General features: G+C 68.8%; 24 protein-coding genes. 15 read left to right on the plus strand and 9 right to left on the minus strand.

The genetic code is table 11. The annotated features are described in order from the left end of the window. Nucleotides 1-569 precede the first annotated feature (569 nt). Nucleotides 570-1,247, plus strand: coding sequence for a hypothetical protein (locus tag ACZ55A_RS17910; protein WP_468840753.1), 678 nt, complete (start codon nt 570-572; stop codon nt 1,245-1,247). A 125-nt stretch (nt 1,248-1,372) separates the two neighbouring features. Here ACZ55A_RS17910 and ACZ55A_RS17915 read toward each other — a convergent pair whose 3' ends face one another. From ACZ55A_RS17915 to ACZ55A_RS17935, 5 genes are all read right to left on the minus strand, one after another. Further along, nucleotides 1,373-2,557, minus strand: coding sequence for a helix-turn-helix domain-containing protein (locus tag ACZ55A_RS17915; RefSeq protein ID WP_468840755.1), 1,185 nt, complete (start codon nt 2,555-2,557; stop codon nt 1,373-1,375). Further along, nucleotides 2,514-3,146, minus strand: coding sequence for a hypothetical protein (locus tag ACZ55A_RS17920; protein WP_468840757.1), 633 nt, complete (start codon nt 3,144-3,146; stop codon nt 2,514-2,516). The genes ACZ55A_RS17915 and ACZ55A_RS17920 overlap by 44 nt, the downstream gene beginning before the upstream one ends. A 600-nt stretch (nt 3,147-3,746) precedes the next feature. Then, on the minus strand, nt 3,747-4,184 hold the full coding sequence (locus ACZ55A_RS17925; RefSeq protein WP_468840759.1) for a DUF488 domain-containing protein: 438 nt from the start codon (nt 4,182-4,184) through the stop codon (nt 3,747-3,749). Then, a complete protein-coding gene (locus tag ACZ55A_RS17930) occupies nt 4,181-4,795 on the minus strand; it encodes a DUF488 domain-containing protein (RefSeq protein ID WP_468840761.1) in 615 nt (204 codons plus the stop codon). Before ACZ55A_RS17930 ends, ACZ55A_RS17925 begins: the two co-directional genes overlap by 4 nt. Before the next feature lie 14 nt (nt 4,796-4,809). After that, nucleotides 4,810-5,469: a dual OB domain-containing protein gene (locus tag ACZ55A_RS17935; protein WP_468840887.1), complete on the minus strand. Its 660-nt coding sequence runs from the start codon at nt 5,467-5,469 to the stop codon at nt 4,810-4,812. Between the two features lie 859 nt (nt 5,470-6,328). Between ACZ55A_RS17935 and ACZ55A_RS17940 the strand changes: the two genes are divergently transcribed. Together ACZ55A_RS17940 and ACZ55A_RS17945 are read left to right on the plus strand one after the other, a co-directional pair. Next, entirely contained in the window at nt 6,329-6,814 is a 486-nt protein-coding gene (locus ACZ55A_RS17940) for a peptidoglycan-binding protein (protein WP_468840763.1), read from the plus strand. A gap of 210 nt (nt 6,815-7,024) precedes the next feature. Further along, the gene (locus ACZ55A_RS17945) at nt 7,025-7,504 is read left to right on the plus strand and encodes a GNAT family N-acetyltransferase (protein WP_468840889.1); all 480 of its coding nucleotides are present in this window, start codon (nt 7,025-7,027) and stop codon (nt 7,502-7,504) included. 168 nt (nt 7,505-7,672) lie between these two features. On the opposite strand, the gene ACZ55A_RS17950 is transcribed toward ACZ55A_RS17945, so the two are convergent. Both ACZ55A_RS17950 and ACZ55A_RS17955 read right to left on the minus strand, forming a co-directional pair. Next, the gene (locus ACZ55A_RS17950) at nt 7,673-9,274 is read right to left on the minus strand and encodes an ABC-F family ATP-binding cassette domain-containing protein (protein WP_468840765.1); all 1,602 of its coding nucleotides are present in this window, start codon (nt 9,272-9,274) and stop codon (nt 7,673-7,675) included. A gap of 302 nt (nt 9,275-9,576) precedes the next feature. Further along, nucleotides 9,577-10,473, minus strand: coding sequence for a bifunctional DNA primase/polymerase (locus tag ACZ55A_RS17955; RefSeq protein ID WP_468840767.1), 897 nt, complete (start codon nt 10,471-10,473; stop codon nt 9,577-9,579). Nucleotides 10,474-10,892: 419 nt separating this feature from the next. On the opposite strand from ACZ55A_RS17955, the gene ACZ55A_RS17960 reads away from it, so the two are divergent. From ACZ55A_RS17960 to ACZ55A_RS18015, 12 genes are all read left to right on the plus strand, one after another. Continuing rightward, nucleotides 10,893-11,201, plus strand: coding sequence for a hypothetical protein (locus ACZ55A_RS17960; protein WP_468840769.1), 309 nt, complete (start codon nt 10,893-10,895; stop codon nt 11,199-11,201). Between the two features lie 211 nt (nt 11,202-11,412). Then, nucleotides 11,413-12,582, plus strand: a complete 1,170-nt coding sequence (locus ACZ55A_RS17965; RefSeq protein WP_468840771.1) for an acyl-CoA dehydrogenase family protein — start codon at nt 11,413-11,415, stop codon at nt 12,580-12,582. A gap of 23 nt (nt 12,583-12,605) precedes the next feature. Next, entirely contained in the window at nt 12,606-13,538 is a 933-nt protein-coding gene (locus ACZ55A_RS17970) for a bifunctional MaoC family dehydratase N-terminal/OB-fold nucleic acid binding domain-containing protein (RefSeq protein WP_468840891.1), read from the plus strand. Nucleotide 13,539: 1 nt separating this feature from the next. Further along, nucleotides 13,540-14,655: an acyl-CoA dehydrogenase family protein gene (locus tag ACZ55A_RS17975; RefSeq protein ID WP_468840773.1), complete on the plus strand. Its 1,116-nt coding sequence runs from the start codon at nt 13,540-13,542 to the stop codon at nt 14,653-14,655. After that, nucleotides 14,642-15,055, plus strand: coding sequence for a MaoC family dehydratase (locus tag ACZ55A_RS17980; protein WP_468840775.1), 414 nt, complete (start codon nt 14,642-14,644; stop codon nt 15,053-15,055). Before ACZ55A_RS17975 ends, ACZ55A_RS17980 begins: the two co-directional genes overlap by 14 nt. Next, nucleotides 15,052-16,218: a lipid-transfer protein gene (locus ACZ55A_RS17985; RefSeq protein WP_468840777.1), complete on the plus strand. Its 1,167-nt coding sequence runs from the start codon at nt 15,052-15,054 to the stop codon at nt 16,216-16,218. Before ACZ55A_RS17980 ends, ACZ55A_RS17985 begins: the two co-directional genes overlap by 4 nt. 153 nt (nt 16,219-16,371) lie before the next feature. Continuing rightward, nucleotides 16,372-16,905 carry a SigE family RNA polymerase sigma factor gene (locus ACZ55A_RS17990; RefSeq protein WP_468840779.1) on the plus strand — a complete coding sequence of 178 codons (534 nt, stop codon included), beginning with the start codon at nt 16,372-16,374 and terminating at the stop codon, nt 16,903-16,905. Between the two features lie 183 nt (nt 16,906-17,088). Further along, the gene (locus ACZ55A_RS17995; protein ID WP_468840781.1) at nt 17,089-17,625 is read left to right on the plus strand and encodes a hypothetical protein; all 537 of its coding nucleotides are present in this window, start codon (nt 17,089-17,091) and stop codon (nt 17,623-17,625) included. A 146-nt stretch (nt 17,626-17,771) separates the two neighbouring features. Then, the gene (locus tag ACZ55A_RS18000; RefSeq protein WP_468840783.1) at nt 17,772-18,608 is read left to right on the plus strand and encodes a DUF4097 family beta strand repeat-containing protein; all 837 of its coding nucleotides are present in this window, start codon (nt 17,772-17,774) and stop codon (nt 18,606-18,608) included. Nucleotides 18,609-18,746: 138 nt separating this feature from the next. After that, complete coding sequence (locus ACZ55A_RS18005; protein ID WP_468840785.1) at nt 18,747-19,988, plus strand: cytochrome P450; 1,242 nt, start codon at nt 18,747-18,749, stop codon at nt 19,986-19,988. Between the two features lie 241 nt (nt 19,989-20,229). Further along, on the plus strand, nt 20,230-20,895 hold the full coding sequence (locus ACZ55A_RS18010) for a DUF6313 family protein (RefSeq protein ID WP_468840787.1): 666 nt from the start codon (nt 20,230-20,232) through the stop codon (nt 20,893-20,895). 60 nt (nt 20,896-20,955) lie between these two features. After that, the gene (locus tag ACZ55A_RS18015) at nt 20,956-21,330 is read left to right on the plus strand and encodes a hypothetical protein (protein ID WP_468840789.1); all 375 of its coding nucleotides are present in this window, start codon (nt 20,956-20,958) and stop codon (nt 21,328-21,330) included. 91 nt (nt 21,331-21,421) lie between these two features. Here the strand turns inward: ACZ55A_RS18015 and ACZ55A_RS18020 are convergent, their stop codons facing one another. Both ACZ55A_RS18020 and ACZ55A_RS18025 read right to left on the minus strand, forming a co-directional pair. After that, the gene (locus tag ACZ55A_RS18020) at nt 21,422-22,186 is read right to left on the minus strand and encodes a response regulator (RefSeq protein WP_468840791.1); all 765 of its coding nucleotides are present in this window, start codon (nt 22,184-22,186) and stop codon (nt 21,422-21,424) included. Further along, nucleotides 22,186-26,418, minus strand: a complete 4,233-nt coding sequence (locus ACZ55A_RS18025) for a HAMP domain-containing protein (protein ID WP_468840893.1) — start codon at nt 26,416-26,418, stop codon at nt 22,186-22,188. Before ACZ55A_RS18025 ends, ACZ55A_RS18020 begins: the two co-directional genes overlap by 1 nt. Nucleotides 26,419-26,574 lie beyond the last annotated feature (156 nt).

The following is a 26,574-nucleotide window of genomic DNA, read 5'->3' on the forward strand; positions in this document are numbered from 1 at the left end:
ACCAAAGGCCCTGGTCGGCCTACGCCGTAGCTCAGCGCAAGGAGAAGGAAGCCAAGGAGAAGAAGCGCGAGATACGCAGGAAGCGCTAGCGCAATCTGACATCCACGGCGCCGTACACAGCACATGTACGCGGTCCGGCTCGGCCGTGGCGACCACGCAGTCCCTCGGCCGAGGCCGGCAGTGATCGAACTCCTAATGCGATGCTTGCCGAATGGAGCGCGCTGCCGCCAGGGCGGCCGAACCGTCCGCTTCGATCGGCTCTGAGTGAAGGTGGGCGTGACGTCGGCTGCCCAGGGGCCTGTGAGCGAGGTGTGGACGAGGACGGGCGCGTAGCGAACGGTCGGGTGACTTCGAGCAGGTCAAGGGCATAGCGGCTATCCCGCGGTGCATTGCCTTGGTAGACGGGTTGGCCTCTCGCCGCCGCAAATCGCGTGACCGATTACTCACCAGTGACGTCGCTTGCAGCTGCAGGAGCTGCTCCGGATCGAGGTTCAGCACTCGCGGTACGACGTCCCCACTGCTGACCTCCCGGGGGCGGTGATGTCAGCCTTTCTCGCTAGCGTCCTCCTATGGACTCAGGGGATTGGATCTCGTTCGCAGCCGTTCTTGTATCAGTGGGTGCAGCGTTGGTCAGTATCTGGCAGGCAAGAATTGCCAGCACATCGACAACCAAGCAGCTTGCCCTAGCGGAACGTATCCACCGGGAGCAGAGCGAACCGTACGTTGTTGTAGACATCGAGCCCTACGCGTCCGGCTCGCCTGCCATGGTCCTAGCCATCGAGAACATCGGTCCCACTGTCGCACGGAACGTACGCATTAGTTCAGAACCGCCACTTCAGTCGAACTGGGGTGAGGACCTGACCGGGATCCTGCGACGCGTCCTCGCTGAGCCCATTGCGGCACTCCCGCCGCGGCGGCGCCTGGTGTTCTTGTTCGACGACCACGACCGATGGCGTACCGACCTGCCATCCGCCTATACCTTTACCGTCCAGTCGGAGGGACCGCAGGGACCGGTGGAGACCCTGGAGTACACCGTCGACTTCGGTGCTTGGGGCGAATCGCTCATAGGGGAGCGGCCCACCGAGCGCCTGGAGGAGAGCTTGGACTACATCCATACCGAGTTGAAGAACCTGGCAGAGAGCTACAAAGTCGCCAACGCCCCGCTCATCAGGGATGAACGCGAACGTATGGTGCAAAGGCTCCGAGGCCAGCGACGGGGCGCGCCTCCTACGGGTACTTCTCAGTAGCACGGAAAAGGGCCCGGCCGGAATCCGGTCGGGCCCTGCACGTTCAGCGGAAAAAGTTGCTCGTCATCCGTGAGATCAAGCTGACGTGCCGCTCAGATCGTGTGCGGCCGGAAGCCGGCCAGCGACTAGAGAGCTTGGAGGCGGGAGTTCCGGCGGCGGCGGTCACCGAGACTGATGACATTGGCCACCGCACGTGGCGCTGGGTCGATCGCGATGTCTGGTGCCAGGGACCTCATGAGCACAGGGTGCAGCCCCAGTTCTTCGGAAGCCTGAAGCAGGGAAGGCGGTTCGCCGTACTTGCGGCCCAGCATCGCCCTCATCAGGCTCGGCTGCTCCGGGTGGACGACAACAGGCTCGTTCGTCCTCCATCCCCGGGCACCGAGTTGCTTGTAGAGACTTTCTCGGCGGGCTTGGTCAATGTGCCCGAGATCGTAGGCACGGTTGATGAGGGCCTGGATCGAGATGCCCCACCGCTTTTTGAGCGCGGCGAACTCCCTCAGCATCAGGGGGCCGGTGAACGCTTCTTCCGCGCGTTGCCGCGGCAGCAGGAACGCGCCAGCGAATCGGTGCGCCTCACTCTCCGCACGTTTGGCGTCCAGTCCGTTACGGCGTGCGGGATGGAGAACCAAGTGCCCCAGCTCGTGAGCCGTCGTGAATCTCTGCCGGTCTCCGCTCCCGGCAGAAAAATAGCTGATCATTGCTGGCTCGGATGTCCCCCGCCAGCAGGAGGCGCCGGAATGCCCCACCACGATGTCTTCTCCCTGCCCCTGGGAGTCCACCAGCATGAGAGGAACAACTGGAACGCCTGCGCGCTCGCAGGCACGAATGACATGCCCGATCACCCCATCAGAGCCGATGCCCAGCGCTGCGCGGGTCTGCATGGCGAGGTCCTCGATGTCGTCAGAGGTGACGTCTCCCTCTGCCCGAGGAAGAGAGGTCCGGCGCACCTTGGTATCGGCCATGAGGCGTACGGAAACTCGGTATGCCTCCCTGACTGTCGCTTCTACCCGCGCGACCTCCTTGGCCAACGCGCTGGCCTTCTTCCGGAACATCAGTGTGTCGGCAGGGAGGTCAGCGGGGTCGACGTCGAAGAACGACATAGGCGTGCCGGTCGCCTCGGCGATGCGCACGAGCACGTCGTTGCTGACGGGCTTGATCCCCTTTTGGATCTGCGAGATCAGTGGTTGTGACACACCAGCAGCCTGCGCGAGCTCCCCCTGGGTGAGCCCCATGAGGAGCCTCAGGGTTCGAATGCGCTCAGCTGGATCACGTGCCACTTCCTTCACCCTCTTCGCGCTGGTCTTCTTCAAACTCGAAGGGCAGTGCCAGGCCCTTGTCGTCTGGTACGAACTCCCAGTCCGTGAACGACTCAGTGTTCCTGGGGAGCTCGAAATCGAGGTCGAACTTCGGGGGTCGACCCGGCTTCCACTCACCGATCGGGCGAACGATGCGCACGGAGATCTCTCCGCCCTCCTCCGGAGGGGAGAGCCACACGGCGAGGAGGTTGCTGGCCTCGACTCCGAATAGATCGACCGTTCGATTGTAGTAGTAGCTGATCCGAGCCTTGTTGCGACCCGGTGCCGGGATCATGTCGTACGGCGTGGCGTGCAGAAGTCGCAGCGTCATCATCCCGCTGCGCAGGTGTAGACGCCCACTGGAACTCCTGGTCGGCTCCCATCCGCCCAGGTCAAGGTGCTCCGCGTAACGGCGCTCGATGAAGCGGCGCGTATGGTCCCGGGCAAGGTCGGTGCGCCCCTTGGTGTAGCCCTCGCCAGTCATGCCGGAATCGTCATAGTGGCCGTGGGCGGCGGTGTAGCCGTGATCAAGAGCCTCGTATAAGGGGGTGGCAAGGCCCTCGGTGGCTGTGGTGATGAAGGAAGCTTCCTCAGGTGTGAGCATGGCGGTTATTTTATAACCGCTCGATGCACGCGATCAATGTTCCGGTCTCTGGAGTCGCGTATTGGCCAGGGCGCGTCGCGGCCGATGCATGTACAGGTATGGATGAGGACTCACGCCAGCGAGAGGCACGGTCGTGTCGGCCCGACACGGAGCTCGGCATCCTCTGACCCACGAACCACTTCGCCAAGGGACTGCTTCTATGGCCGTCCGTGGACGAGACGTGGACGGGCAGGGGCCGTACTGCCTTGCGTGAGCTTGACGGAGCAGGTCAGAAGCCGCATCGCTTCGACCACGGGCCTTGTCTTGAAAACTGTCGTGGCGGCAACGTCACCGTGGGTTCAAATCCCACAGCCTCCGCAGAGGTCAGCGACTTAGCTGGTCAGAAGGGGTGCCCCGCTTCGGTGGGGCACCCCTTCTGCGTCCGTCCTGTCTCACCCCGGTTCGCCTGTATCCCGGCGCTGAACAGGACGTACGGGCCAGCGGCGGGCCAGGGTTTCGAGAGAGCACGGCCGCGCTGTGGTTTCGGGGGCATTGTTTGCGCTTTCACCCTGAGCGAGGGACATGCACGAGTAGGCACGCACCGTTTGCGGGGTATGGGCCTTATGCCAGATGCTCGATCGAGACGTCGCCCCACTGTTGCGCTATGTATTCGGCAACCAGGCGACGATGACAATGCCCCGCATTATCTTCGCTGCAAAGCAGGACTGCGTTGTTGAGTAGTTCCTGTGGGACGGTGTTCTCAATGTGGCGATTCTTCATTAATTCCAGGAAGCGTTCTTCGTAGGATGTCCAGCTGGCTCCTCGCTTCTTGTAGTCGTCGAGCATGGACCGGGTTGGCGCAAGATCGATACGATGGGCGTATTGCACGTCGCAAATCTCGCTGAGGAAGTACTTCAGGTCATCGCGCTTGGCGAAGCCAGACAATTGTGAGACGTTGTTCAGCCGGACATCGACCAGCGTTGTCACCTCGGCTTTGCGCAATAGCCCGAAAAACTTTTCCGCGGACTTCTTTGTGAAGCCGATTGTGTATAGTTTCATTTTCCCGACGTCCCGTTGATGCGAAGCTCCTCATTGACGTACGCAATCCGGTGTTCCTGGCGGCTGAGAGCCTCCTGGAGGCGCTCGGTCGGCGTGCGGAATAGTTCGGCCTGGTCCAGCCCGAAACGGGCCATCAAGCGTCGCATTGCCATGGTATGGCTCTCGATATGCCCGTCGCCGTGAATGTGGTCGATGCTGATCCCGTGTTCTTCGAGCACTCGCGCGACGAGGATGCAGCGATGGCATTCGAGTGGTTCTTGTTCAGTGCACATGATTGCGATCCGCTCGTTCTGTGCACCCTTCAGTACGCGGTTGATGCCACTGACGAAATCCGCGGTCCGGGCGAGACGGCTGTACTGTACCTGTCCGTCGACATAGCATGCAGCGTCTTTCGTACGTGCTCCGAGTTCCTTGCCCAGGAAGACGTACTTAATGTCAACCTCGCACAAACTACGCTTCACTGCATCTTGGTTGAACTGGGGGGTGAACCGACTGGCGGGTGTCGACCGCACATCGGCGACCGCCGTGATTTCATGCTTGTGAAGTAGGCTTAGAAAATGTGAAACACTGTGCGTGGAGTGGCCGACGGTAAACACGGTATTCAGTGTCATTGCTTGCTGCCTGCTTAAATCTTTGCTCGCTCGATGATGGCTGCCACTAATTTGTAAGCATAATCTTCGTACGGTTCACCGAGACTCACCGTAAGGAAAGATTCGCTCAGTTTGTAGGTCCCTTCCTGCTTGGCCAGGTATGTTTGTTCATACTCGGGATCGGTAAGCCGCAGTATGTATGGGGATCCGGCATGGCGAAAGTGTGCGTCCACGACCGGCCTCCTGTCGTCGAACGCTGCACCAGGGGTGTGTACCTGTAATGTTACGCAGTCAACGCGAATGAGCTTGAGCGAGTCCGGTAAAGTGTGCGCTTGTTCAATTGGGACACGGTTGTTGCTGCCGTGATATGTGCTATGTCCGTTGATCCATAAGGTTTTTGGGCGCTGTTCCAGCGTGAGCAGTTTGTCCCACTCGGCCCTGCCGGTCTTCTCCCAATAGTAATTGGGATCAAGGAGCCAGTTTTCGCTCTGGTAGCTGCGTGCCTGAGGGTGGAGAAGTGGCACGGCGATAATGTCGAGGACTCTCGGGTCCGATCTGTCAGCATACTGCCGCTCATATTCGGATACTTCACGGTTCCGGCGGGCGCTGACTGGGCGTATCCATTGTCCTGAACCCTCGTCAACCATGCCCGCCACACATCGACCCGCATTCTTGCGCGAGTTTGCTAAGCACACGAGCGTCTTGACAGTTGCCAATGTGTAACCCCCCAAAGCTGATGTGCTGGCTCGTTCGTGACGATAACGCGGCGCACTAACACAGCCAGTGAGGTAACCACCGCTATCAGCCAGGCTCAGGTCGAGAACTCGCGCCTCGCAGAAGAGCTTCGTCGAGCCGCCCGTGGCCCATGGTCCTGGGCGGGGTCCTCCTTTTCGATCACGACCGACTTTCCCTCTCGCAGGTCAGCCACAACCTTCAGGTCAGCCACAGCCCTCGGACGGGAGTGCAACAGGCATGCACGTAACGGTCAGCTGGCGGCGGTGGGCCAGTTCACGTAAGCCATGAACTCCGCCAGCCCACCACAGGGCCGGCATAACAATGGCTCAGATCTTGTCCCGCACTTGATGTTGTGGGGAGGGGCTCCAAGGGTGCTTCGGGCCTGTTGCTGTGGGGTGCGCTGGTACCAGCGCCGCCCGCACCGCCGGGCGCTGGTGCCCCAACGGTGACTGACTGCATACGGGAGTACCAAGGATCGTTCCGCAGTCCGGGCTGACTGTAAGTCTGCGGGCTTCGGCTGTCGTGGCGGCAACGTCACCGTGGGTTCGCATCCCGCCGCAGCCTCCGCAGAGGGTCGGCTGCGTAGCTGCTCGGAAGGGGTGTCCTGCTCTTGCTTGCGGGCGGCCCTTCTGTGTGTGGGCGGGGCTTTGGGCCGGGGTTTTTCTCTGGGCGTTATCGTAAATTGTCTTTCAATTGTTCTGGGCTGCGCGGGGCATGCGGCGGCGTTAGAATGCGGCGTAGCGAATGTGCGGTCGGGGGTTTTCGCTGGGGATTTGCGAAAACGTGCGGGGGGCTGTCATCGCTTCTAGCGTAAGTGTCATGAGCACTCAACAGAGAACACGCGACAAGTTCTATACCGTGGTGGCGGGCGACACGCTTACCGCTATCGCTGCGCGCTTCCATACGACCGTGAAGCAGCTTCAGATCTGGAACAACATTCCGGACGCGAACATCATCCGGGTGGGGCAGAAACTGATCGTCGGCAAGGCAGTGGTGGGCGAGCCCGCGCCCGGAGGGCCGGACTTGGTGCCGTTCCCCGGGGCGGAGTGGTTCAGCAGTCTGCCGCCTCCGGAGAGTCCGATCATTCTGCATATGGGGCTGCGGCTCGTCGACGAAGGCTGCGGTGAGCCCTACGGGTTCAGCGGGCCCGGGCCCAGGTGGAACGAGAAGCACCGGCAGGCTTATGCGCTCTGGCAGGAGCAATTGGGCTTCTCGGGGCCCGATGCGGACGGCTGGCCGGGGCGGAAGTCCTGGGATCGGCTACGTGTTCCGTCGCCGACGCCCGAGGAGTGGGGTTCGGACTGAATCGGGACTGAACCGGGACTGAATCGGGCCGGAGAAGCGGAAATTGTGAGGTCCCCGTCACGCAATGTCTGTGCGTGGCGGGGACGTAAATGTGGCGGGGTGGTGGGGCGTATTGTGGGGAATGATTTGTTGCCGGGGGAGCTGTGCGGGAAGTGGGTAGGTGTCACCGTGGGTTTTCGGCGGGCGGGAACGGTGAACCGGCGCGGGGATGTGGTGATACGGCGGGCCGAGGGACGGGATGCGGCTCGGCTCACTCGGCTGGTGCGCGGTTCGGCTGCGTATGAGGGGCAGTACGCGGCGATGGTCGCCGGGTACCGGGTGGGGCCGGACTACATCGCGGCGCATCGGGTTTTCGTCGCGGTGCAGGCGGGTGGTGACGGCCGCGTTGGTGGGGAGCGGGTGGTGGGGTTCTATGCGCTGGTGGCGGAGCCGGCCGAGTTGGATCTGATGTTCGTGGCCGATGACGTGCAGGGGTACGGCATCGGGCGCCGGCTGATCGAACATATGCGGCGCGAGGCGTGGCGCGCCGGGTTCGGGAGCGTACGGGTGGTCTCGCATCCGCCCGCCGAGGGGTTCTACCGCAGTATGGGCGCCCGGCCCAGTGGGACGGTGCCGGCGAATCCGCCGGCGGTGATGTGGGCGCGGCCGGAGCTCACCTTTGTGGTGGGGGAGCCCGCCGCCGAGCGGTGAACCGGTGGATGGTGAGCCGGTGGGTGGTGAGCCAGCGAGCGGTGAGTCGGTGGGTGGTGAGCCGGTGGGTGGTGAGCCGGTGGGTGGTGCTCCTCCCAAGAGGGCGGTTTCTCATGGGGGTTGGGGCGGAGGTATGGCGGCGGGCCCGGGAACGGGCCCGCCGGGCGTTTACGACAGGCCCACCAGGTCCCCGTGTTCCGTGCTCCACAGGTCCTCCGTGCCGTCCGGCAGTAGGAGGACGCGGTCCGGGCGCAGGGCCTCGACGGCGCCGGGGTCGTGGGTGACCATCACGAGGGCGCCCGGATAGCCGTCGACCGCCGCCAGTACCTCTTCGCGGGACGCCGGATCGAGGTTGTTGGTGGGTTCGTCGAGGAGCAGTACGTTCGCGCCCGAGTGGACCAGGCCGGCCAGTGCCAGCCGGGTCTTCTCGCCGCCGGAGAGCACCCCGGCCGGCTTGTCGGCGTCGTCGCCGGTGAAGAGGAATGAACCGAGGACGTGCCGGGCCTCGCCGTCGGTGAGGTGGGGAGCGGCGGCGGACAGGTTCTGACGGACGCTGGACGCCGGGTCGAGGGTGTCGTGTTCCTGGGCGAAGTAGCCCAGCCGCAGGCCGTGGCCGGGCACCACACGGCCGGAATCGGGGGTCTCCTGTCCGGCGAGGATCCGCAGCAGGGTGGTCTTGCCGGCGCCGTTGAGGCCGAGGACGACCAGCCGGCTGCCCCGGTCGACGGCCAGGTCGACGCCGTCGAGGACCTGGTGGTCGCCGTACGCCTTGGTCAGGCTGATGGCGCCGAGCGGTGTGCGGCCGCAGGGCGCGGGCTCGGGCAGCCGGATCCGGGCGACCTTCTCCGTCCTTCGGGCCGGTTCCAGGTCGGCCAGCAGGCGGTCCGCGCGGCGCGCCATGTTCTTCGCGGCGACGGCGGTGGCGACGTGGGAGCGCATCTTGTCGGCCTGGGTGCGCAGGGCGGCCGCCTTGCGTTCCGCATTGGCGCGCTCGCGGGCGCGGCGTCGTTCGTCGGCCGCGCGCTGGGCGAGGTAGGCATGCCAGGTGGTGTTGTGGATGTCGATCGTGGCGCGCCGACTGTCCAGGTGGAAGACCCGGTTGACGAGGCCGGCCAGGAGGTCGGTGTCATGGCTGATCAGGACCAGGCCGCCCCGGTGGGACGTCAGGAAGGCGCGCAGCCAGGCGACCGAGTCGGCGTCGAGGTGGTTGGTGGGCTCGTCGAGCAGCAGGGTGTCGTGGTCGGCGGCGAGGATGCGGGCCAGTTCGACCCGGCGGCGCTGACCGCCGGAGAGGGTGCCGACCGGCTGGTCCATGACGCGCGGCGGGAGCCCGACGCCGGCGGCGATCCGGGCCGCCTCGGCCTCGGCCGGATAACCGCCGCACGCCTGGAACTCGGCCTCCGCACGGGCGTATGCGGCCATCGCCGCCCGCTCCTCGGCGGGGCCGCCGGCCGTGGCCATCGCGGTCTCGGCGGTCCGCAGGGCCTGTACGGCACGGTCCAGACCGCGGGCGGAGAGGATCCGGTCGGTGACGGTGGTCTGCGGGTCGGCCGTACGGGGGTCCTGAGCGAGGTGGCCGAGGGAGCCGGTGCGGGTGAGGGTCCCGGCGGCCGGGCGGTGCTGCCCGGTCAGCGTGTGCAACAGGGTGGTCTTGCCGGCGCCGTTGCGGCCCACCAGGCCGATGCGGTCGCCGGGGGCGATGTGGAAGGAGAGGTCGGACAGCAGCAGTCGGGCGCCGACGCGTACGTCGACACCGCGCGCGGTGATCATGGAAAACGCTCCGGAGGGAGAGTGGAGAGGGGAAGTCTCGGAAGCTCGGGGGCCGGTGCATCGGGCGCTTCGGACGGTGCGAGGTGCGAGGTGCGAGGCGCGGTGCAATGCACGGTGCGAGGCGTGGTGCGATACGCGGTGCGCGCCGGTGGATGTGGGCACACCGGTGGCGTGGAAGCGGGGTTCCGAGCTAGGAGATCCGGGGCGTAGACATGGTCGGGAGGGTAGCGAGGGGGCGTGGTGGGGGCATCTGAATTTTGGTGGCGATGGCCCGGCGTCAGTGGTCCGCCCGGTGGGCCGCCTCAGTGGCGTGCGGCCGAGGCGATCGTTGCGCGGGCCTCCTGTTCGGACAGGCCGGTGTGGCAGGCGGCCTCCGTGAGCCGTTCGGCGAGCTCGCGTCCCAGACCCGACTCGTATGCGCGGCAAGCGGCCCAGAAGAGGCGGGCGTTGCGCTGGCCGTCCGGAGAGGTGCGTACGAAACGTACGAGGGCGGCGGCGTGCTGGGGCGGGGTGCCGGGTGGGGGCTCGCGGTGGGCGGACGGGGGCGGGGCCGTGAGGAGGGCGAGCAGGGCTTCGGGCACGGCGGCGGGGTGGGGCGGCGTGTCGGGGGCGAGGACGTACCGGCCGTGGGTGGTGAGTGAGCCGGGGCCGACGAGATAGCCGCCGGTGCCGCGGACGTCGATGCCGGGGGCGAGCCGGCCGACCGAATTGGGGACGGGCGGAGACGGCGGGCCGGTGAGCCAGAGGTGGCGGCCGCCGCTGGGGGTGCGGACGGTGACCGTCGGCGGGATCGGGAAGCTGTGCTCTTCGGCGACGAACCGGAGCGCGGTGAGGCCGTCGGCGCCGTTCTTGGTGTCGAGGTCGAGGCCGATGAGGTGGTGCGGGGGCCGTCCGCAGGCGATGCCGTAGCCGGTCGCCCAGGGGGCGGCGGCGAACAGCCGGCGGATCGTGAACGGGTCCGTGCTCGCGTCATGGACGCCGTGTCCGAGGCGGCCGCAGCCGCCGCGGCAGGGCGGGACCTCCGGGTGGCCGCGGTGCGGGGAGCGGATGGCGGGGAGTTTGCTGCGGGTGAGCGGGATGACCGGGAAGCCGCGCTCGGCGGCGAGCAGGGCCTGGGCCAGCGCGGCGGCGTGGGCGTCGGCGGGAGGTTCGGGCCGGGCGGCGGTCGGTGTTTCGGCATGGCGTCGGTGCGGGGCCATGGCTCCATTTTCGTACGAATGTTCGAGGAAGGGAAGAGGGGCGTGCGCGGGGTGCACTGCGCGCCGGGGTGTGCGGGGGTGGTGGGCGGAAGCGCGTAGCCCTTGCGGGCGAAGGCCTCCGGGGGGATGTGGCCGCGCCGGGCGGGGCGCGGGGCGGGCAGGGGGGCCGACAGGGGTTTACCCGGGGTTCCTCATGCTTGCGAGGGAATCGCCCCGTGGTGGCTGGTTCGGCGGGGATCCGGTGGGCAACCTGAGGGCGCGACGTCGACGAAGGCATCGGGTCGTCGGCCAACTACCCGATGAGCCAGCGGAGTTCATGCAATCCGGATCAAGGTCGAGCGAGATCGAGCAGGCAGGTCCAGCAGGTCGGGTCCAGCAGACAACAGATCCAGAAGTTGTGTTCCGTAGGAGGAAGAGACATGGCAAGCACCCGTACTGCCCGCGCCCTCGCCGTTTCCGCCGTGCTGCCCTTCGCGGTGGCGCTGCTCTCCGGTGTGGCGCAGGCCGACAACGGCGGCCTTGCGAACAACGGCTCCAGCTCTGCCGCGGTGAGTCAGGGGGGCGTCGTCATCGACGGCGACAACCAAGGCAACGCGACCAACGGTCAGCAGGTCGCCAACGGTGCCGGGGCCTCCAACCAGAACAACACCGCGAGCGTGAACGGCTCCGACTCCACGGAGATCGAGCAGACCAACACCACCATCAGCTTCGGGAACAACCTCGGCTGATCCGGCCCGCCGCCATGGGGAGTGGCGGCCGGCCGGCGGGTGAGGTGTCGGGGTCGGCGTACGGAGCGGTGGGGCTGCTCCGGGGTTCATTGCGCCGGCCTTGACAGCGAGCGGGTTTCTGACGGACAGTCAGAAACCCGCTCGCTCGTTCGTATGCCCGCACGCCCTGGCGCTGTGGACGTACGGCCACCAGAAGGGGAGGCCGCCCGCCGTGCACCTCGCCCCCACCCCGCGCCTGGAGCAGCTGCGCACCGAACTCCGCGCATACTTCAGGAGGTTGCTGCCGGACGGGCCGGTCGAGGACCCCGCGGAGCAGCGCGCGGTGCTGCGCCGGATCGGCGCCGACGGGCTGCTGGGGCTGGGCTGGCCGACCGCGTACGGAGGACAGGGCCGCGGCCCCGGCGAACAGTTCGTCTTCTTCGACGAGGCGTACCGCGCCGGCGCCCCGGTCTCGATGGTCACCCTCAACACCGTCGGCCCGACCCTCATGCAGTACGGCACAGAGGGACAGAAGGACTTCTTCCTGCCGCGGATCCTCAAGGGCGAACTGGTCTTCGCGATCGGCTATACGGAGCCGGAGGCCGGTACCGACCTCGCGGCGCTCCGCACCCGCGCGGTGCGGCAGCCCGCCGCCTCGGGGGACCAGTGGCTGATCAATGGCGCCAAGTCCTTCACCAGCAACGCCCACCAGGCCGACTGGATCTGGCTCGCCTGCCGCACCGACCCGGACGCGCCCAAGCACCAGGGCATTTCGATCCTCCTCGTGCCCACCGACGCGCCCGGCTTCTCCTGGACGCCGATCGAGACCGTCGGCGGGCTGATGACCACCGCCACCTTCTACGACGGCGTACGCGTCCCGGCCGGGAACCTCGTCGGCGAGGAGAACGCCGGCTGGCGGCTGATCACCCATCAACTCAACCATGAACGGGTCGCGTTGGCGGCCATCGGGATGCAGGCCGAGGACGCCTACGAGGCGGCGCTGAGGTACGCCCGGACGCCCGATCCGCGGACCGGCGAGCGGCCGGCGGACCGCCCCTGGGTACGGTCCCGGCTCGCCGAGGCGCACGCCAGGCTCGCCGCCACCCGGCTGCTGAACTGGCGGCTGGTCGGCGACGTCGGGGCCGGCACGCTCAGCCCCGGCGATGCCGGCGGCGTGAAGTTCGCCGGGACCGAGAGCACCGTCGAGGTCTACCGGATGTGCCAGGAGGTGGCCGGCGACGCCGCCCTCGTACGGGCCGGGTCGCCCGGCGCCTTCGGGGACGGCGAGCTGGAGCGGATGAACCGCGCGGCGCAGATCAACACCTTCGGGGGCGGAGTGAGCGAGGTCCAGCAGGAGCTCGTCGCGACGATGCGACTGGGGATGCGGAGGGGGCGGCGGTGAGCGGTCCGAGTGGTCCGAGTGGTCTGAGTGAGCCAAGTGAGCCAAGTGATCCGGGCGGGCCGGGCGAGCTGTACCGGCAGCTGAAGGCCTACGAAGGCCGGCCGACCGCCACCGCCGGCGTCGGCAAGGACCTGGTCAATGCGCCCATGATCAGGCACTGGTGCGAGGCGATGGGCGATGCGAACCCCGCCTACCGGGGGCCGGACGCCATCGCCCCGCCGACGATGCTCCAGGCCTGGACCATGGGCGGGCTGTCGGGGCACACGGACCGCTCGGCGGCGTACGACGAGCTCTCCGCGCTGCTCGACGACGCCGGGTACACCTCGGTGGTCGCCACGGACTGCGAGCAGGAGTATCTGCGGCCGCTGCGCCCGGGCGAGTGGATCACCTTCGACGCGGTGATCGAGTCGGTGTCGGAGCGCAAGACCACAAAGCTGGGGACCGGGTACTTCGTCACGACGCGGATGGAGATCCGGGCGGACGGCGAGCCGGCGGGCACGCACCGCTTCCGGATCCTCAAGTACGCACCGGCGCGCCGGAAGCCGCGGGCCGAGCGACCGCGGCCGGTGATCAACCGGGACAACGCCGGGTTCTGGGAGGGCGTACGGCAGCACCGGCTGCTGATCCAGCGCTGCGGCGGGTGCGGGACGCTGCGCTTCCCCTGGCTGCCCGGGTGCAGTGCGTGCGGGTCGCCCGCATGGGACACCGTCGAGGCGAGCGGCGCGGGGACGGTCCATTCGTACGTGGTGATGCACCATCCGCCGTTCCCCGCCTTCGACCCGCCGTACGCAGTGGGGCTGATCGAACTGGCCGAGGGTGTGCGGATGGTCAGCAATGTGCTCGGCGTGCCCTGCGGGGAGGTGCGGATCGGGATGCCCGTACGGCTCGCGTTCCTGCGGGTGGACGAGGAGTGGGAGCTGCCGGTGTTCCGCGTGGACGAGGGCGGGGCGGGCTGAGATGGACTTCACGCCCACGGAGGGGCAGTCGGCGGCCGCGGAGCTCGCCGCGCGGATCTTCGGCGATCTCGCCACCCCCGACCGGCTCGCGGCGGCCGGGAGCGGGACGGACACCGAGCTGTGGCAGGCCCTGTGTACGGCGGGGCTGCCGGCGGCCGTCGAGGACATCGGTCTGCTGGGGCTCGCGCTGGTACTGGAGGAGCAGGGGAGGACGACCGCGCAGGTGCCGTTGGCCGCCACCTGTGCGTACGGCGTGCTCGCGATCGCCGGTCACGGTACCGGGGCGCAGCGGGAGCGGCTGCTGCCCGGTCTGCGGGACGGGACGACGGTGGCGACCGGGGTTCTCGCGCCGGCCGGCGCGTCTCCGTCGGCCGGGACGGTACGGGCGGCGGCGGCAGCCGGCCCGGGGGCGGGGGAAGGGCCGCGGGTGCCGGGGGACGGTCGGCTGACCGGGACGGTGGGCTGGGTGCCCTGGCTGCGCGACGCCACCCATGTGGTGGTCGCGGACGCGGACCGGGCCCTGTGGTGGGTTCCGGTGGCCGAGGCGCAGGTCGAGCCGGTCGAACTCACCGCTCCGTGGGCGGCCGGCCGGCTCGTGCTCGACGGGGTGCGGGCCGAGCGGATCGGCGACGGGAGCGTGCGGGCGTACGAGGAGGTGCTGGCCGCGAGCCGGATCGCGTTCGCCGCCCTCCAAGCCGGTGTCTGCGCCGGCTCGTTGGCGCGTGCCGTTGCGCACACCACCACCCGCGAACAGTTCGGCCGCCCGCTCTCCAGCAACCAGGCCGTCCTCCTGCGCGCCGCCGACGCGTACATGGACACCGAGGCGATACGGGTCACCGCCTACGAGGCGGCCTGGCGGTACGACCAGGGGCTGCCCTGCGCCGAACATGCGCTGACCGCCGCCTGGTGGGCGTCCGAGGCGGGCAAGCGTGTGGTGCACACCGGCCAGCATCTGCACGGCGGGCTCGGCGCCGACCTCGGCCACCCCGTCCACCGGCACTTCCTGTGGGGCCGGCAACTCGATGCCTACCTCGGCTGTGGCGCTCAACTCCTCGAAGAACTCGGTGACTTGATAGCGAACGGACAGTCAAGGAGGACCGGGCATGAAGGCCGGTGACGAGCTGCCGCCCCTGGAGATCCCCCTCACCCGCACCCTGATCGTCGCCGGGGCGCTCGCCTCCCGCGACTACCAGGACGTCCACCACGATGCCGAGGCGGCCAAGGAGAAGGGCTCCCCGGACATCTTCATGAACATCCTCACCACCAACGGGCTGGTCGGCCGCTACCTCACCGACCACTTCGGGCCGCGCTGCACCCTGCGCAAGGTCGCGATCCGTCTGGGCGTCCCCAACTACCCCGGAGACACCATGAGGTTGACCGGAACGGTCATCGAGGTGGCGGACGGTACGGCGGTGGTGCGGGTCGTGGGAGCGAACGCCCTCGGCAACCACGTCACCGGAACGGTCACCGTAAGCCTCCCGGACGACGGGGCGGGCCTTCCGGAGGGCGCGGTATGAGCCTGGCCCGTCCCGACACCCTCTCCGGCCGGGCCGCGATCGCCGGCATCGGCGCGACCGAGTTCTCCAAGGACTCCGGCCGCAGCGAACTGAAGCTCGCCGTCGAGGCCGTCCACACCGCGCTCGACGACGCCGGGCTGACCCCCGCCGACGTCGACGGCCTGGTCACCTTCACCATGGACACCACCCCCGAGATCACCCTCGCGCAGGCCGCGGGCATCGGCGAGCTGTCCTTCTTCTCCCGTGTCCACTACGGGGGCGGCGCGGCCTGCGCCACCGTCCAGCAGGCAGCCCTGGCCGTCGCCACCGGCATCGCGGAGGTGGTCGTCTGCTACCGCGCCTTCAACGAGCGCTCCGGCCGCCGCTTCGGCTCCGGGGTGCAGCAGCGCGAACCCTCCGCGGAGGGCGCGGCAATGGGCTGGGTGCTCCCCTTCGGTCTGCTCACCCCCGCCTCCTGGGTCGCCATGGCCGCCCAGCGCTACCTCCACACCTACGGCCTGACCCCGGACGCCTTCGGGCCGGTCGCGGTCACCGGACGCCGGTACGCGGCCCGCAACCCGGCCGCGCACTTCTACGGCCGGCCGATCACCCTCGCCGATCACGCGGCCTCCCGCTGGATCGTCGAGCCGCTGCGCCTCCTCGACTGCTGCCAGGAAACCGACGGCGGCCAGGCGCTGGTGGTCACCTCGGCGGAACGCGCCCGCGGTCTACGGCAGCCGCCCGCCCTGATCATCGCCGCGGCACAGGGCGCCGGCCGGGCCCAGGAGCAGATGACCAGCTTCTACCGCGACGAGCTGACCGGCCTCCCGGAGATGAACGTGGTGGCCCGCCAGCTCTGGCGCACCTCCGCGCTCACCCCCGCCGATATCGATGTCGCCATCCTCTACGACCACTTCACCCCCTTCGTGCTCATGCAGCTGGAGGAGTTCGGCTTCTGCGCGCCCGGCGAGGCCGCCGGCTTCGTCACCGCGGACACCCTCCCGCTCAACACCCACGGCGGCCAGCTCGGCGAGGCCTACCTCCACGGCATGAACGGCATCGCCGAGGCCGTCCGCCAGCTCCGCGGCACCTCCGTGAACCAGGCCCCGGACGCCGCCCATGTACTGGTCACGGCGGGGACGGGGGTCCCAACGTCCGGGCTGATTCTGGGGGTGGACCGGTGACCGGCGTTCGGGCAACGCCCTTAGGGGCGGCGCGTTCCCGCCCATCCCCCCTGAGGAGGTGGAGGCGACCCCACCCGTACAACTTGAGGGGGATGGCGCTTCGGCACCTTGGGGCGATCCCCGCTACCCGCCCTCGCTTCTAGCGTGGAGCCCATGACCACGCCAGTGTGCACAAGCGCTTCGACCGCCGCTGTGTTCCCGTCGTTCTCCTCCTATGTACGGGCCCGGGGGCCGGTCCTGCTGCGCGCCGCGCGGTCGCTGTCCGCCAACCCGAACGACGCCGAGGACCTGCTCCAGACGGCGCTGACCAAGACCTACATGGCCTGGGAGCGCATCGAGGACCACCGTGCCCTGGACGGCTACGTCCGCCGCGCGCTGATCAACACCCGTACCTCCCAGTGGCGCAAGCGCAAGGTCGAGGAGTTCGCCGTCGACGAGCTCCCCGAGCCGGACCCGATGCCGGTACCCGACCCGGCCGAACTACAGGGCCTGCGCGATGCGATGTGGCGGGCCGTGATGCGGCTGCCCGCCCGCCAGCGGGCCATGGTCGTCCTCAGGTACTACGAGGACCTCAGCGAGGCCCAGACCGCCGAGGTCATGGAGGTCTCGATCGGCACGGTCAAGAGCGCCGTCTCCCGTGCCCTGGCCAAGCTCCGGGAGGACCCGGAGCTGGCGATGATCGCCTAGCACCCGACACCCTGCTCGTGGCGGTCCAGGTCGTCACCGAGCAGCCCCATGACTTCCCTGCCGCCATGCCTGTCCTGCGTGGCGCCACGTCTGATCTGCGAAAACGTCATCCTGATGCCAGGCGATGCCACGTGGTGTCGGATTGGCCTTGCGGTGGTGCCACTGTGATGCCATGATGGCGTCATGGACCTCACGCCGTACGTCGACAATCTCCGGCACGAGCTCGCGGTCGCCGCCGAGGCGGGCGGAGAGGAAGCCCGCGCGCTGGCCGAACGACTCACCACACCCTTGGAGTCGGCCGCCCGGCTCACGCTGCTGAACGCCCTCTCCGCCGCGGTGGGCGAGATCACCCGCGATCTGGCGCCGGGCTCCGTCGACGTACGGCTGCGCGGGATCGACCCCGAGTTCGTGGTGGTTCCGCCGCCGAGCCTGGAGTACGAGGAGGCCGAAGAGCCGCCGAGCGTGCGCAGTGCCGCACCGGCTGCCCCGGCGCCCCCGCCCTCGGACGGAGAGGAGGGCGGTACGGCGCGGATCAACCTCCGGCTCCCCGCCCACCTCAAGGCCCGGGTCGAGGACGCCGCGGGCCGCGAGGGCCTGTCCGTCAACGCCTGGCTGGTACGGGCCGTCGCCACCGCGCTGGAACCGGGTGAGCGCGTCGCCCGGCCAACTCCCGGTAAGCGCGCCCGGGGACAGCAGGGCTATACGGGCTGGGTCCGTTAGGCCGGACCGGCCACCCCCGACGCTCTCCCCGCACCTTCACTCAGCTGCACCCAGCCGCACCCAGCCGCACCCGCAGCTTCATCACTTCCCTCCACACCCGCTCCACCAGCGGGAACGCAGACCACAGTCAAGAGGACGGCACAGCCATGCCTGATTTCGATACTCCCGAACCGATCTCCGTCACCCTCGAATTCGACGTCGGTGACGCCCGGATCACCGCGAGCAAGCGCACGAACACCGTCGTCGAGGTGCTGCCGGGCAACAGCGCCGAGGACGCCGATGTGCGGGCCGCGCAGCAGACCAAAGTGACCTTCTCCAACGGCCAGTTGCTGGTCAAGGGGCCCAAGAAGCGTTCCCTGTTCGGCAGGAACGGATCGATCGAGGTGCGCATCGAACTGCCGGCCGGCTCGGACGTTCAGGGCACCTCACCCGTGGGGGACTTCACCTGCGAAGGCCGGTTCGGCGATTGCCGGATCAAGACCTCGGTCGGCGCCGTCCAGATCGACGAGGCGGGATCGGTGAACCTGCGGACCGACCACGGAAACATCAGCGTGGACCGGGTCGCGGGGGACGCCGAGGTCGCGGCGGCGGGCCGGATCGACCTCGGCGAGATCGCCGGCGCGGCAACCGTCAAGAACGGCAACGGCGAGACCGTGATCGGTGAGGTCCACGGCGACCTGCGGGCGAATGCCGCCAACGGTCTGATCTCCGTCGGCGTCGCGCATGCCGGGGTCAACGCCAGGTCCGCCAACGGGGCCCTCCGGGTCGGTGAGGTCGCGCGCGGCCAGGTGGTGCTGGAGGCAGCCGTCGGCGAAATCGAGGTCGGCATCCGGGAGTCCACCGCCGCCTGGCTCGATGTGAACACCCGGCTCGGCAGTGTGCGCAACTCCCTCGGCGCGGCCGAGGGGCCCGAAGCGTCCGACGAGACCGTCGAGGTGCGCGCCCGCACCGCCCTCGGCGACATCGTCGTCCGCCGCTCCTGACCGCGCACCACGCCGGCACCCACGACGACAGCCTCGGCGGGCCCGTACTGCGCCGGGCCCCTACCTCGCCGTGCCCGCACTTCACCGTGCCCGCATCTCACCCTGCCCGCACGTCACTTCGTACGACCGGAGGACACCATGCATCTGCACCACGAACCGTCGACACCCGCCGACTCCCAGGAAGCCGCCGTGCTCCCGACGGCCCGCCCCGCGGGCTGCCCGTTCGACCCGCCCCAGGGCCTGGCGGAGCTGCGTGCGCAGCGTCCGCTCAGCCGGATGCGCTACCCGGACGGGCACCTGGGCTGGCTGGCGACCGGCCACTCCGTGAGCCGGGCGTTATTGGCCGACTCCCGTTTCAGCGCACGCTACGAGCTGATGCACTACCCGTTCCCCGGCGGCCCCGAGGGTGAACTGCCGCCGGCGCCGGTCGGCGACATGATCGGATTGGACGCACCCGAGCACACCCGCTACCGGCGGTTGCTCATGGGCAAGTTCACCGTCCGCCGAATGCGTCAGCTCACCGAACGCGTCGAGCAGATCACCACGGAATACCTGGACGCCATGGAGCGGCGGGGCCCGGAGGTGGACCTGGTGGAGGCGTTCGCCCAGCCCCTCCCCGCGCTGATGATCTGCGAGCTGCTGGGGGTGCCGTACGCCGACCGCGAGACCTTCCACCGGTACACGGTCACCCTGATGAGCATGGATGCGGCCCCGGAGGACCGGTACGCGGCGCTCACCGGGTTGCAGGAGTACCTGCACGGACTGGTCCTCACCAAGCGCGCCGAACCCGCCGACGATCTGCTCAGCGATCTGGCCCGGGACAGCGACCTCACCGATGAGGAACTGGCCGGCCTCGGCGGCTTCCTGCTCGCCGCCGGCCTCGACACCACCGCCAATATGCTCGCGCACGGCACGTTCGCCCTGCTGCGCCACCCCGAGCAGGCCGCCGCCCTGCGCGGCGACCCGGACCTCGCCGACGGGGCCGTCGAGGAGCTGATGCGCTATCTGACGGTGGCCCACACCACCGTGCGCTCGGCGCTGGAGGACGTCGAACTGGACGGGCAGTTGATCAAGGCGGGCGAGTCGGTGACGCTCTCCCTGGAGGCGGCCAACCGCGACCCGGAGAGGTTCCCCGACCCCGACACCCTCGACCTCCGCCGCAAGGCCACCGGCCACCTCGGCTTCGGCCACGGCGTTCACCAGTGCCTGGGCCAGCAACTGGCCCGCGTGGAGATGAAGGTCGCCCTCCCCGCCCTGTTCGCCCGGTTCCCCACCCTGCGCCTGGCCGTCGACCCGGAGGAGGTGCCCCTGCGCACCAACATGAACATCTACGGCGTGCACCGCCTCCCGGTCACCTGGGACCCGGCCGGCCCCGCCTGACGAGGCGGCAAGGCCCGCACGCCGAAAACAGCCGCCTGCCACCCGGGCGGCTGTGGCGCTGAACCCGTGCCTGCGCTCCGGGCGGCGACCCGCGGGCCCGGGTGCCCCGTCGCCAACCACCCGCCCCGTCATGGGAATTGGGCCCGGCGGCCGGGCCGTCACACATATGCTCGTCCCAGGTGGGTGAGTGCCGTGGCCGGGTGGAACCTGGTTGCGGGAGTGAGACGAACGGGGGGCGTCGTTGCACAACCCGATCCCCATCCCCATGGATCTGGCGCTGCCGCCGGTACGCCATGTGGGGAAGCTGCGGAGGCTGTGGCGCTCCAGGAAGGCGCTGGCCGGGCTGACCCAGTGGATCATCGACTGGGGACTGCCGTTCGCCGCGGGCATCACCGTGCTGTACGTCTTCGCCGCCCGGGCGGCGAGCCCCAGCGAGGTGTACCGGACGTTCACCCTCATCGATCCGCCGGAGCACACCCTGCTGTGGCTGGCCTCGGTCATCGGCTGGCTGGCCGTACCTGCGGTCATCGGTGGTGTGGCCGGTCATGTGATCGCCACCCGCATCCAGAGCGTGAAGTCGATCTCGACCAGCACCCTGTTCCAGCGACGCGGCATGGGAGCCAGGCTCAGACCGCCCTCCCGGATCGACTACATAGGGTCCTACTTCCACGGGACGCCGGCGGAGCAGGTCTTCGTGGATGCCTTTGTGCGCATCGCCCATCGCAACGACTGGGTCAAGGCGCAGGACCACTGGGAAGTCATCATCAGGGACACGATGAGCACCCAGCAGTTCGCCAAGCTCGACCGGCACGAGTGCCTGCGCCAGGCACAGGACGCGACGCTCATCCATCTGCGGCCGGCGGCGCTGGTGGGGCTGTGCGTGGTGTGTATCGCCCGGAAGCCGTGACGGGGCTGACGGGGCAATGGGCCGCGGAGCACGGGGCGTTGGGGGAGAGGACGGCGTTTGATGCAGGCCGAGAGCGCAGTGGAGATCGTCCGGGCGTCGCTCGCCCTGGCGTTCCCCACCGCCACCGACGAAGGGCTGACCCGGGCCGCGGAGCTCGTACTGCGCTGGGGCTCCGAGGGGGTGGGGGTCCAGCTGGAGCCGGACCTGGCGGAGCGGATGCTGCTGGACCTGATGGCGGTCGCCGGGCAGGACCCGGGTGAGTTCGAGGAGGCCCGGGCGCCACGGACCGAGCTCACCCATGTCCGGCCGGCGCTGAGCCGGGCCTGGAGCCGTACGGGCGCGACACGGGACCGTCTGCCGTTCATCCCCCGCCCGCCGGAACGCCCGGGACGCGGCCGGTTCCGGGGCGGCCGGGGACGTCCGGACCGCGACTGACCGGGGACTGGGGAGCGGTCGGGCCGGGTGTCGTCGGGCGGCCGCCTCGCGGCAGCGGGCCACCACCCTGTGCGTCCGGGGAGGCCTTGGCCTATGTCCCCCGGCTCACCATCAGCCTGCCCACCGCGTGTTCCAGTTCGGCGATGCGGTCGGCGAGGTTCGTCTGGCCGGTGCCCTTGGCGTCGCGGAGAAGGAGTTCCAGCTCGGCGAGTTGACCGGCGATCTCTGCCAGGCGGGCGGCTTCGCCGGCTTCGGGGGCCGGCGGGGCGGCGATGTGCTCATCGGACGCGGGCGGCCGTTCGGCCGGTGCGGCGGGTGGCTCCTCGTACTCCTGCGACTGCTGAGGCGTGGGAGCCGTGGGCGCGGCCCGGGCAGGGGTGGCGGCCTCCGGCTCGTCCTCCGGGCGGCTCTCGGAGGACAGCAGTCGCTTCAACTGTTCGGCCTGCGAGGCGAGTTGATGGTTCTTGCGGTGCAGTTCGAGGAAGACGTTCACCTTGGTGCGCAGCAGCCAGGGGTCGAACGGCTTGATGAGGAAGTCGGCGGCGCCGACCGTGTAGCCGCGGTAGGCGTAGTTGGGGTCGACCGAGGCGCCGGTCAGCAGGATGATCGGCACATCCTTCGTCTGGTCCAGGCCCTTGATGTTGGCTGCCGTCTCGAAACCGTTCATGCCTGGCATCAGGACGTCCATGAGGACCACGGCGAACTCCTCGCGGAGCATGGCCTTGAGGGCCTCTTCGCCGGAGCGGGCGCGGACGACGTGGGGGGAGAGGGAGCCGAGGACCGCTTCGAGGGCGACGAGGTTCTCCTCCATGTCGTCGACGATGAGGATGGCGGGGGCGTCGGACGAGGTCGCCATCACTGCTGCCCCGCCGTTCCGGGGGCGTCGCCGCCGACGCCGGTACCGGCACCTGAACCCGCAGCTGAACCGTCCTCGTCGGAGGTGTCGGAGGTGTCGGTGTTGTCGGAGTGCGGCTCTGCGGGGGCGTGCTCCGGGTCGAGGAGACGGCAGATCACGGACAGCAGCCGGTCCACGTCCACCGGTTTGGGGATGTAGTCGCTGGCCCCGCTCTCGATCGCGTTGTCCCGGTCGCCCGGCATGGCCTTCGCGGTGAGCGCGATCACCGGCAGGTCCGCGAAACGAGGGGTTTGCCGGATCGCCTTGATCATCTCGTAACCATCCATTTCCGGCATCATGATGTCCATCAGCACCAGGGAGACGTCAGGTGTCCGGTCGAGGACCTCCAGTCCCTCGCGGCCGTTCTCCGCGTACTTCACATGGATCCCGACCCGTCCGAGCACATGCGTGAGCGCGAAGACATTGCGGATGTCGTCGTCGACGACGAGGATCCGGCGGTTGGCCAGCACCTGGCCCTGCCGTCCGCTGAGCCAGTCCTTGAGCCGGGTGGTCTCCGGCCAGGTGACATCGCCGCCGTCGGCGGCGCGGGTTCCCGTACCGGGCACCAACTCCTGCTCCTCGCGGGCGGCGAAGACATCGCCGCTCGGCGGGCCCTGGCCGGACGGGGCGGTCTTGACCGTGCGGCGGTCGGCCGGGGCGGGGCGGGGTGCCGCGGCGGCCCCGGGGGAGGGCTGGGCGGCGCTGTCCGCCGGGTGGGCCGCGGAGGTGGGGCCGGGCGTGGGGAGCGGGGCGGTGTAGCGCGCGGGCACGTACAGCGTGAAGGTGGAGCCGACGTCGGGCTCGCTCTCGGCGGTGATCCGGCCGCCGAGCAGCGCGGCCATGTCGCGGCTGATCGACAGTCCGAGGCCGGTGCCGCCGTACTTGCGGTTGGTGGTGCCGTCGGACTGCTGGAACGCCTCGAAGATGCCCTCGAGTTTCTCCGCCGGGATGCCGATACCGGTGTCCTTCACGGAGAGCGCGATGACATCGTCGGCGGTGCGCAGGGATTCCTCCTCGAACCGGGAGCCCGGCAGGCGCCGGACATGGAGTTCGACGCCGCCGGAGGTGGTGAACTTCACCGCGTTGGACAGCAGGTTGCGCAGGATCTGCTGAAGGCGCTGTTCGTCGGAGAAGAGCTCCTCGGGGACACCGTCGTCCACCTTGATGTCGAAGGTGAGGCCGCGGTCGACGGTGAGCGGCTTGAAGGTCGCGCGGACGTAGTCGAGGAGTTTGATGAGCGGCAGCGGCTTGGGGTGCACATCCATCCGGCCCGCCTCGATCTTCGACAGGTCGAGGATGTCGTTGATCAGCTGGAGGAGATCGGAGCCGGCGCGGTGGATGGTGACGGCGAACTCCACCTCCTGCGGGGAGAGCCGGTCGTCGGGGTTGTCGGCGAGCAGCCGGGAGAGCACCAGCAGGGAATTCAGCGGGGTGCGCAGCTCGTGCGACATGTTCGCCAGGAATTCGGACTTGTACTGGGAGGACGTGGCGAGCAGGGCCGCCTTCTCCTCCAGCTCGGCGTTGGTGAGCTGGAGCTCGTCGGAGCGCTGGCGGAGTTCGGCGGTCAGCCGCTGGGATTCCGAAAGCAGCGACTCCGTACGGGCGTTGGCGATGATGGTGTTGATGGAGACGCCGATGGTGTTGACGAACTGGTCGATGAAGGCGAGGTGGACCTCGCTGAAGCGGCTGAACGAAGCCAGCTCGATGACGCCCAGGACCTGGTCCTCGAAGAGGATCGGGAGGATGGCGATGCTGGCGGGCGCGGCGGCGCCGAGGCCCGAGCTGATGGTGATGTAGTCGGGCGGTACGGCGTCGACGACGATGCGCTTCTTCTCCATGGCGGCCTGGGTGATCAGACCCCAGCCGGGGGTGCCCAGCCGCAGCCGCGGCAGCGAACGGCGGCCTTCGGGCTGGCCGGTGCCGTAACCGGCGATCAGCTCCAGCCCCTCGCCGGGCTCGGCGCCCGCCTCCGCCAGGAAGAACGCGCCGAACTGCGCATTCACCAGCGGCGTCAGCTCGCGCAGGATCAGATCGGCGACCTCGACCAGATCGCGGTGGCCCTGCATCAGACTGGCGATACGGGCCAGGTTGGACTCCAGCCAGTCCTTGGCGCGGGTGGTCTCGCGGAGGTTGGCGACCATCAGGTTGATGTTGTTCTTCAGGGCGGCGACCTCGCCCTGGGCGTCCACGGTGATCGAGCCGGACATATCGCCCTGGGTGACCGCGCTGGCCACCTCGGCGATCGCACGGACCTGTGTGGTCAGGTTCAGCGCCAGCTCGTTGACGCTGGTGGTCAGCCGCTTCCAGGTGCCGTAGACGCCCTCGACCCGGGCCTGGCCGCCCAGTTGGCCCTCGCTGCCGACCTCGCGGGCGACGCGGGTGACCTCGGAGGAGAACGAGGAGAGGGTGTCGACCATCGTGTTGATGGTCGTCTTGAGTTCGAGGATCTCGCCGCGGGCGTCGACGTCGATCTTCTTGGACAGGTCGCCCTTCGCGACCGCGGTGGCGACCTGGGCGATGTTGCGGACCTGGGACGTCAGGTTGTCCGCCATGAAGTTGACGTTGTCGGTGAGGTCCTTCCAGACGCCGGACACGCCATGGACCTGGGCGCGCCCGCCGAGCCGGCCCTCGGTGCCGACCTCGCGGGCCACCCTGGTGACCTCGTCCGCGAACGCCCGTAGCTGCTGGACCATGGTGTTGACGGTGTCCTTCAGCTCCAGGATCTCGCCGCGGGCGTCGACGTCGATCTTCTTCGACAGATCGCCGTTGGCCACCGCCGTGGTGACCTGGGCGATGTTGCGGACCTGCGAGGTCAGGTTGAGCGCCATGAAGTTGACGTTGTCGGTGAGGTCCTTCCAGACCCCGGAGACGCCTCTGACCTGTGCCTGACCGCCCAGGTTGCCTTCGGTGCCGACCTCGCGGGCGACGCGGGTGACCTCGTCGGCGAAGGCGGAGAGCTGGTCGACCATGGTGTTGATGGTCGACTTCACCTCCAGGATCTCGCCCTTCGCCTCGACGGTGATCGTCTTGCCGAGGTCGCCCTCCGCGACCGCGGTGGCGACCTGGGCGATGTTGCGGACCTGGGACGTCAGGTTGTCCGCCATGAAGTTGACGCTCTCCGTGAGGTCTTTCCAGACCCCGGAGACGCCCCTGACCTGGGCGCGTCCGCCCAGCTGGCCTTCGGTGCCGACCTCGCGGGCGACCCGGGTGACCTCGTCGGCGAAGGCGGAGAGCTGGTCGACCATGGTGTTGATCGTCGACTTCAGCTCCAGGATCTCGCCCCGGGCATCCACGGTGATCTTCTGGCTCAGATCGCCGTTGGCCACCGCCGTGGTCACCTGCGCGATATTACGGACCTGCCAGGTCAGGTTGGACGCCATGAAGTTGACGTTGTCCGTGAGGTCTTTCCAGACCCCGGAGACGCCCCTGACCTGGGCGCGTCCGCCCAGCTGGCCTTCGGTGCCGACCTCGCGGGCCACCCTGGTGACCTCATCGGCGAACGCCCGCAGCTGGTCGACCATCTTGTTGACGGTCAGCTTCAGCTCCAGCAGCTCCCCGGTGGCCTCGACCGTCACCTGCTGGGTCAGATCGCCGCGCGCCACCGCCGTGGTGACCACGGCGATGTCCCGCACCTGCGCCGTCAGCCGCGACGCCATGGTGTTGACCGCCTCGGTCACATGGAGCCAGTCGCCGGAGAGCCCGCTGACCTTGGCCCGGCCGCCCAGCCGGCCCTCGGTGCCGACCTCGCGGGCGACCCGGGTGACCTCGCCGGTGAACAGGGAGAGCTGGTCGACCATGCGGTTCACCCCGCTGCCCAGGCGGCGCAGATCGCCGCGGAGCTCGCGGTTGCCGTCGTGCAGATCGACATGCCGGGTCAGATCACCGTCGGCCACCGCGTCCAGCACCCGGGTGGCCTTGGCGAGCGGGATCACCAGCGCTTCGAGGAAGGTGTTGGCCGCCTCGATGTTGGTGGTCCAGGCCCCCTGGCCCGGGCTCGCGGAGATCCGCTCGTCCAGCCGGCCCTCGCGGATGATCTCGCGGCGGACCCGCTGTAGCTCGGAGGTGAGATGGGCGTTACGGGCGACGATCTGGTGGAAGACGCCGGCCATGTCGGCCAGGACACCGTCCGCGGCATCGCCGGCCGGATGGCTCTCCACACGTGCGGTGAAATCCCCGTCGCGCAGTGCGTTCATTGCCGCGAGCAGCGGCCGCAGCTCGCTGGTGCGTACCCAGCCCCCGTCCCCGCCGGGCCGCGGCGCCAAGGTCTCCGGCGCAGGCGGTGAGTCCCGGGTTCCCTCCGTGACTCCCTGGGGCCCGGGGCCGTCCGGGGGCGTCGAGGCAGACTCCGG

The organism is Streptomyces sp. NPDC034111, from assembly GCF_055575375.1.

Excerpts from the sequence above, each read along its gene's own strand:
- ACZ55A_RS17955 (WP_468840767.1), bottom strand. The coding sequence starts at position 10,473 with ATGGCCCCGCACCGACGCCATGCCGAAACACCGACCGCCGCCCGGCCC.
- ACZ55A_RS18015 (WP_468840789.1), top strand. The coding sequence starts at position 20,956 with ATGCAGGCCGAGAGCGCAGTGGAGATCGTCCGGGCGTCGCTCGCCCTG.
- ACZ55A_RS17980 (WP_468840775.1), top strand. The coding sequence starts at position 14,642 with ATGAAGGCCGGTGACGAGCTGCCGCCCCTGGAGATCCCCCTCACCCGC.
- ACZ55A_RS17995 (WP_468840781.1), top strand. The coding sequence starts at position 17,089 with ATGGACCTCACGCCGTACGTCGACAATCTCCGGCACGAGCTCGCGGTC.
- ACZ55A_RS17940 (WP_468840763.1), top strand. The coding sequence starts at position 6,329 with ATGAGCACTCAACAGAGAACACGCGACAAGTTCTATACCGTGGTGGCG.
- ACZ55A_RS17930 (WP_468840761.1), bottom strand. The coding sequence starts at position 4,795 with ATGACACTGAATACCGTGTTTACCGTCGGCCACTCCACGCACAGTGTT.
- ACZ55A_RS18020 (WP_468840791.1), bottom strand. The coding sequence starts at position 22,186 with ATGGCGACCTCGTCCGACGCCCCCGCCATCCTCATCGTCGACGACATG.
- ACZ55A_RS17990 (WP_468840779.1), top strand. The coding sequence starts at position 16,372 with ATGACCACGCCAGTGTGCACAAGCGCTTCGACCGCCGCTGTGTTCCCG.
- ACZ55A_RS18005 (WP_468840785.1), top strand. The coding sequence starts at position 18,747 with ATGCATCTGCACCACGAACCGTCGACACCCGCCGACTCCCAGGAAGCC.
- ACZ55A_RS18025 (WP_468840893.1), bottom strand. The coding sequence starts at position 26,418 with ATGAACGCACTGCGCGACGGGGATTTCACCGCACGTGTGGAGAGCCAT.
- ACZ55A_RS17975 (WP_468840773.1), top strand. The coding sequence starts at position 13,540 with ATGGACTTCACGCCCACGGAGGGGCAGTCGGCGGCCGCGGAGCTCGCC.
- ACZ55A_RS17950 (WP_468840765.1), bottom strand. The coding sequence starts at position 9,274 with ATGATCACCGCGCGCGGTGTCGACGTACGCGTCGGCGCCCGACTGCTG.
- ACZ55A_RS17920 (WP_468840757.1), bottom strand. The coding sequence starts at position 3,146 with ATGCTCACACCTGAGGAAGCTTCCTTCATCACCACAGCCACCGAGGGC.
- ACZ55A_RS17985 (WP_468840777.1), top strand. The coding sequence starts at position 15,052 with ATGAGCCTGGCCCGTCCCGACACCCTCTCCGGCCGGGCCGCGATCGCC.
- ACZ55A_RS17910 (WP_468840753.1), top strand. The coding sequence starts at position 570 with ATGGACTCAGGGGATTGGATCTCGTTCGCAGCCGTTCTTGTATCAGTG.
- ACZ55A_RS17925 (WP_468840759.1), bottom strand. The coding sequence starts at position 4,184 with ATGAAACTATACACAATCGGCTTCACAAAGAAGTCCGCGGAAAAGTTT.
- ACZ55A_RS17960 (WP_468840769.1), top strand. The coding sequence starts at position 10,893 with ATGGCAAGCACCCGTACTGCCCGCGCCCTCGCCGTTTCCGCCGTGCTG.
- ACZ55A_RS18000 (WP_468840783.1), top strand. The coding sequence starts at position 17,772 with ATGCCTGATTTCGATACTCCCGAACCGATCTCCGTCACCCTCGAATTC.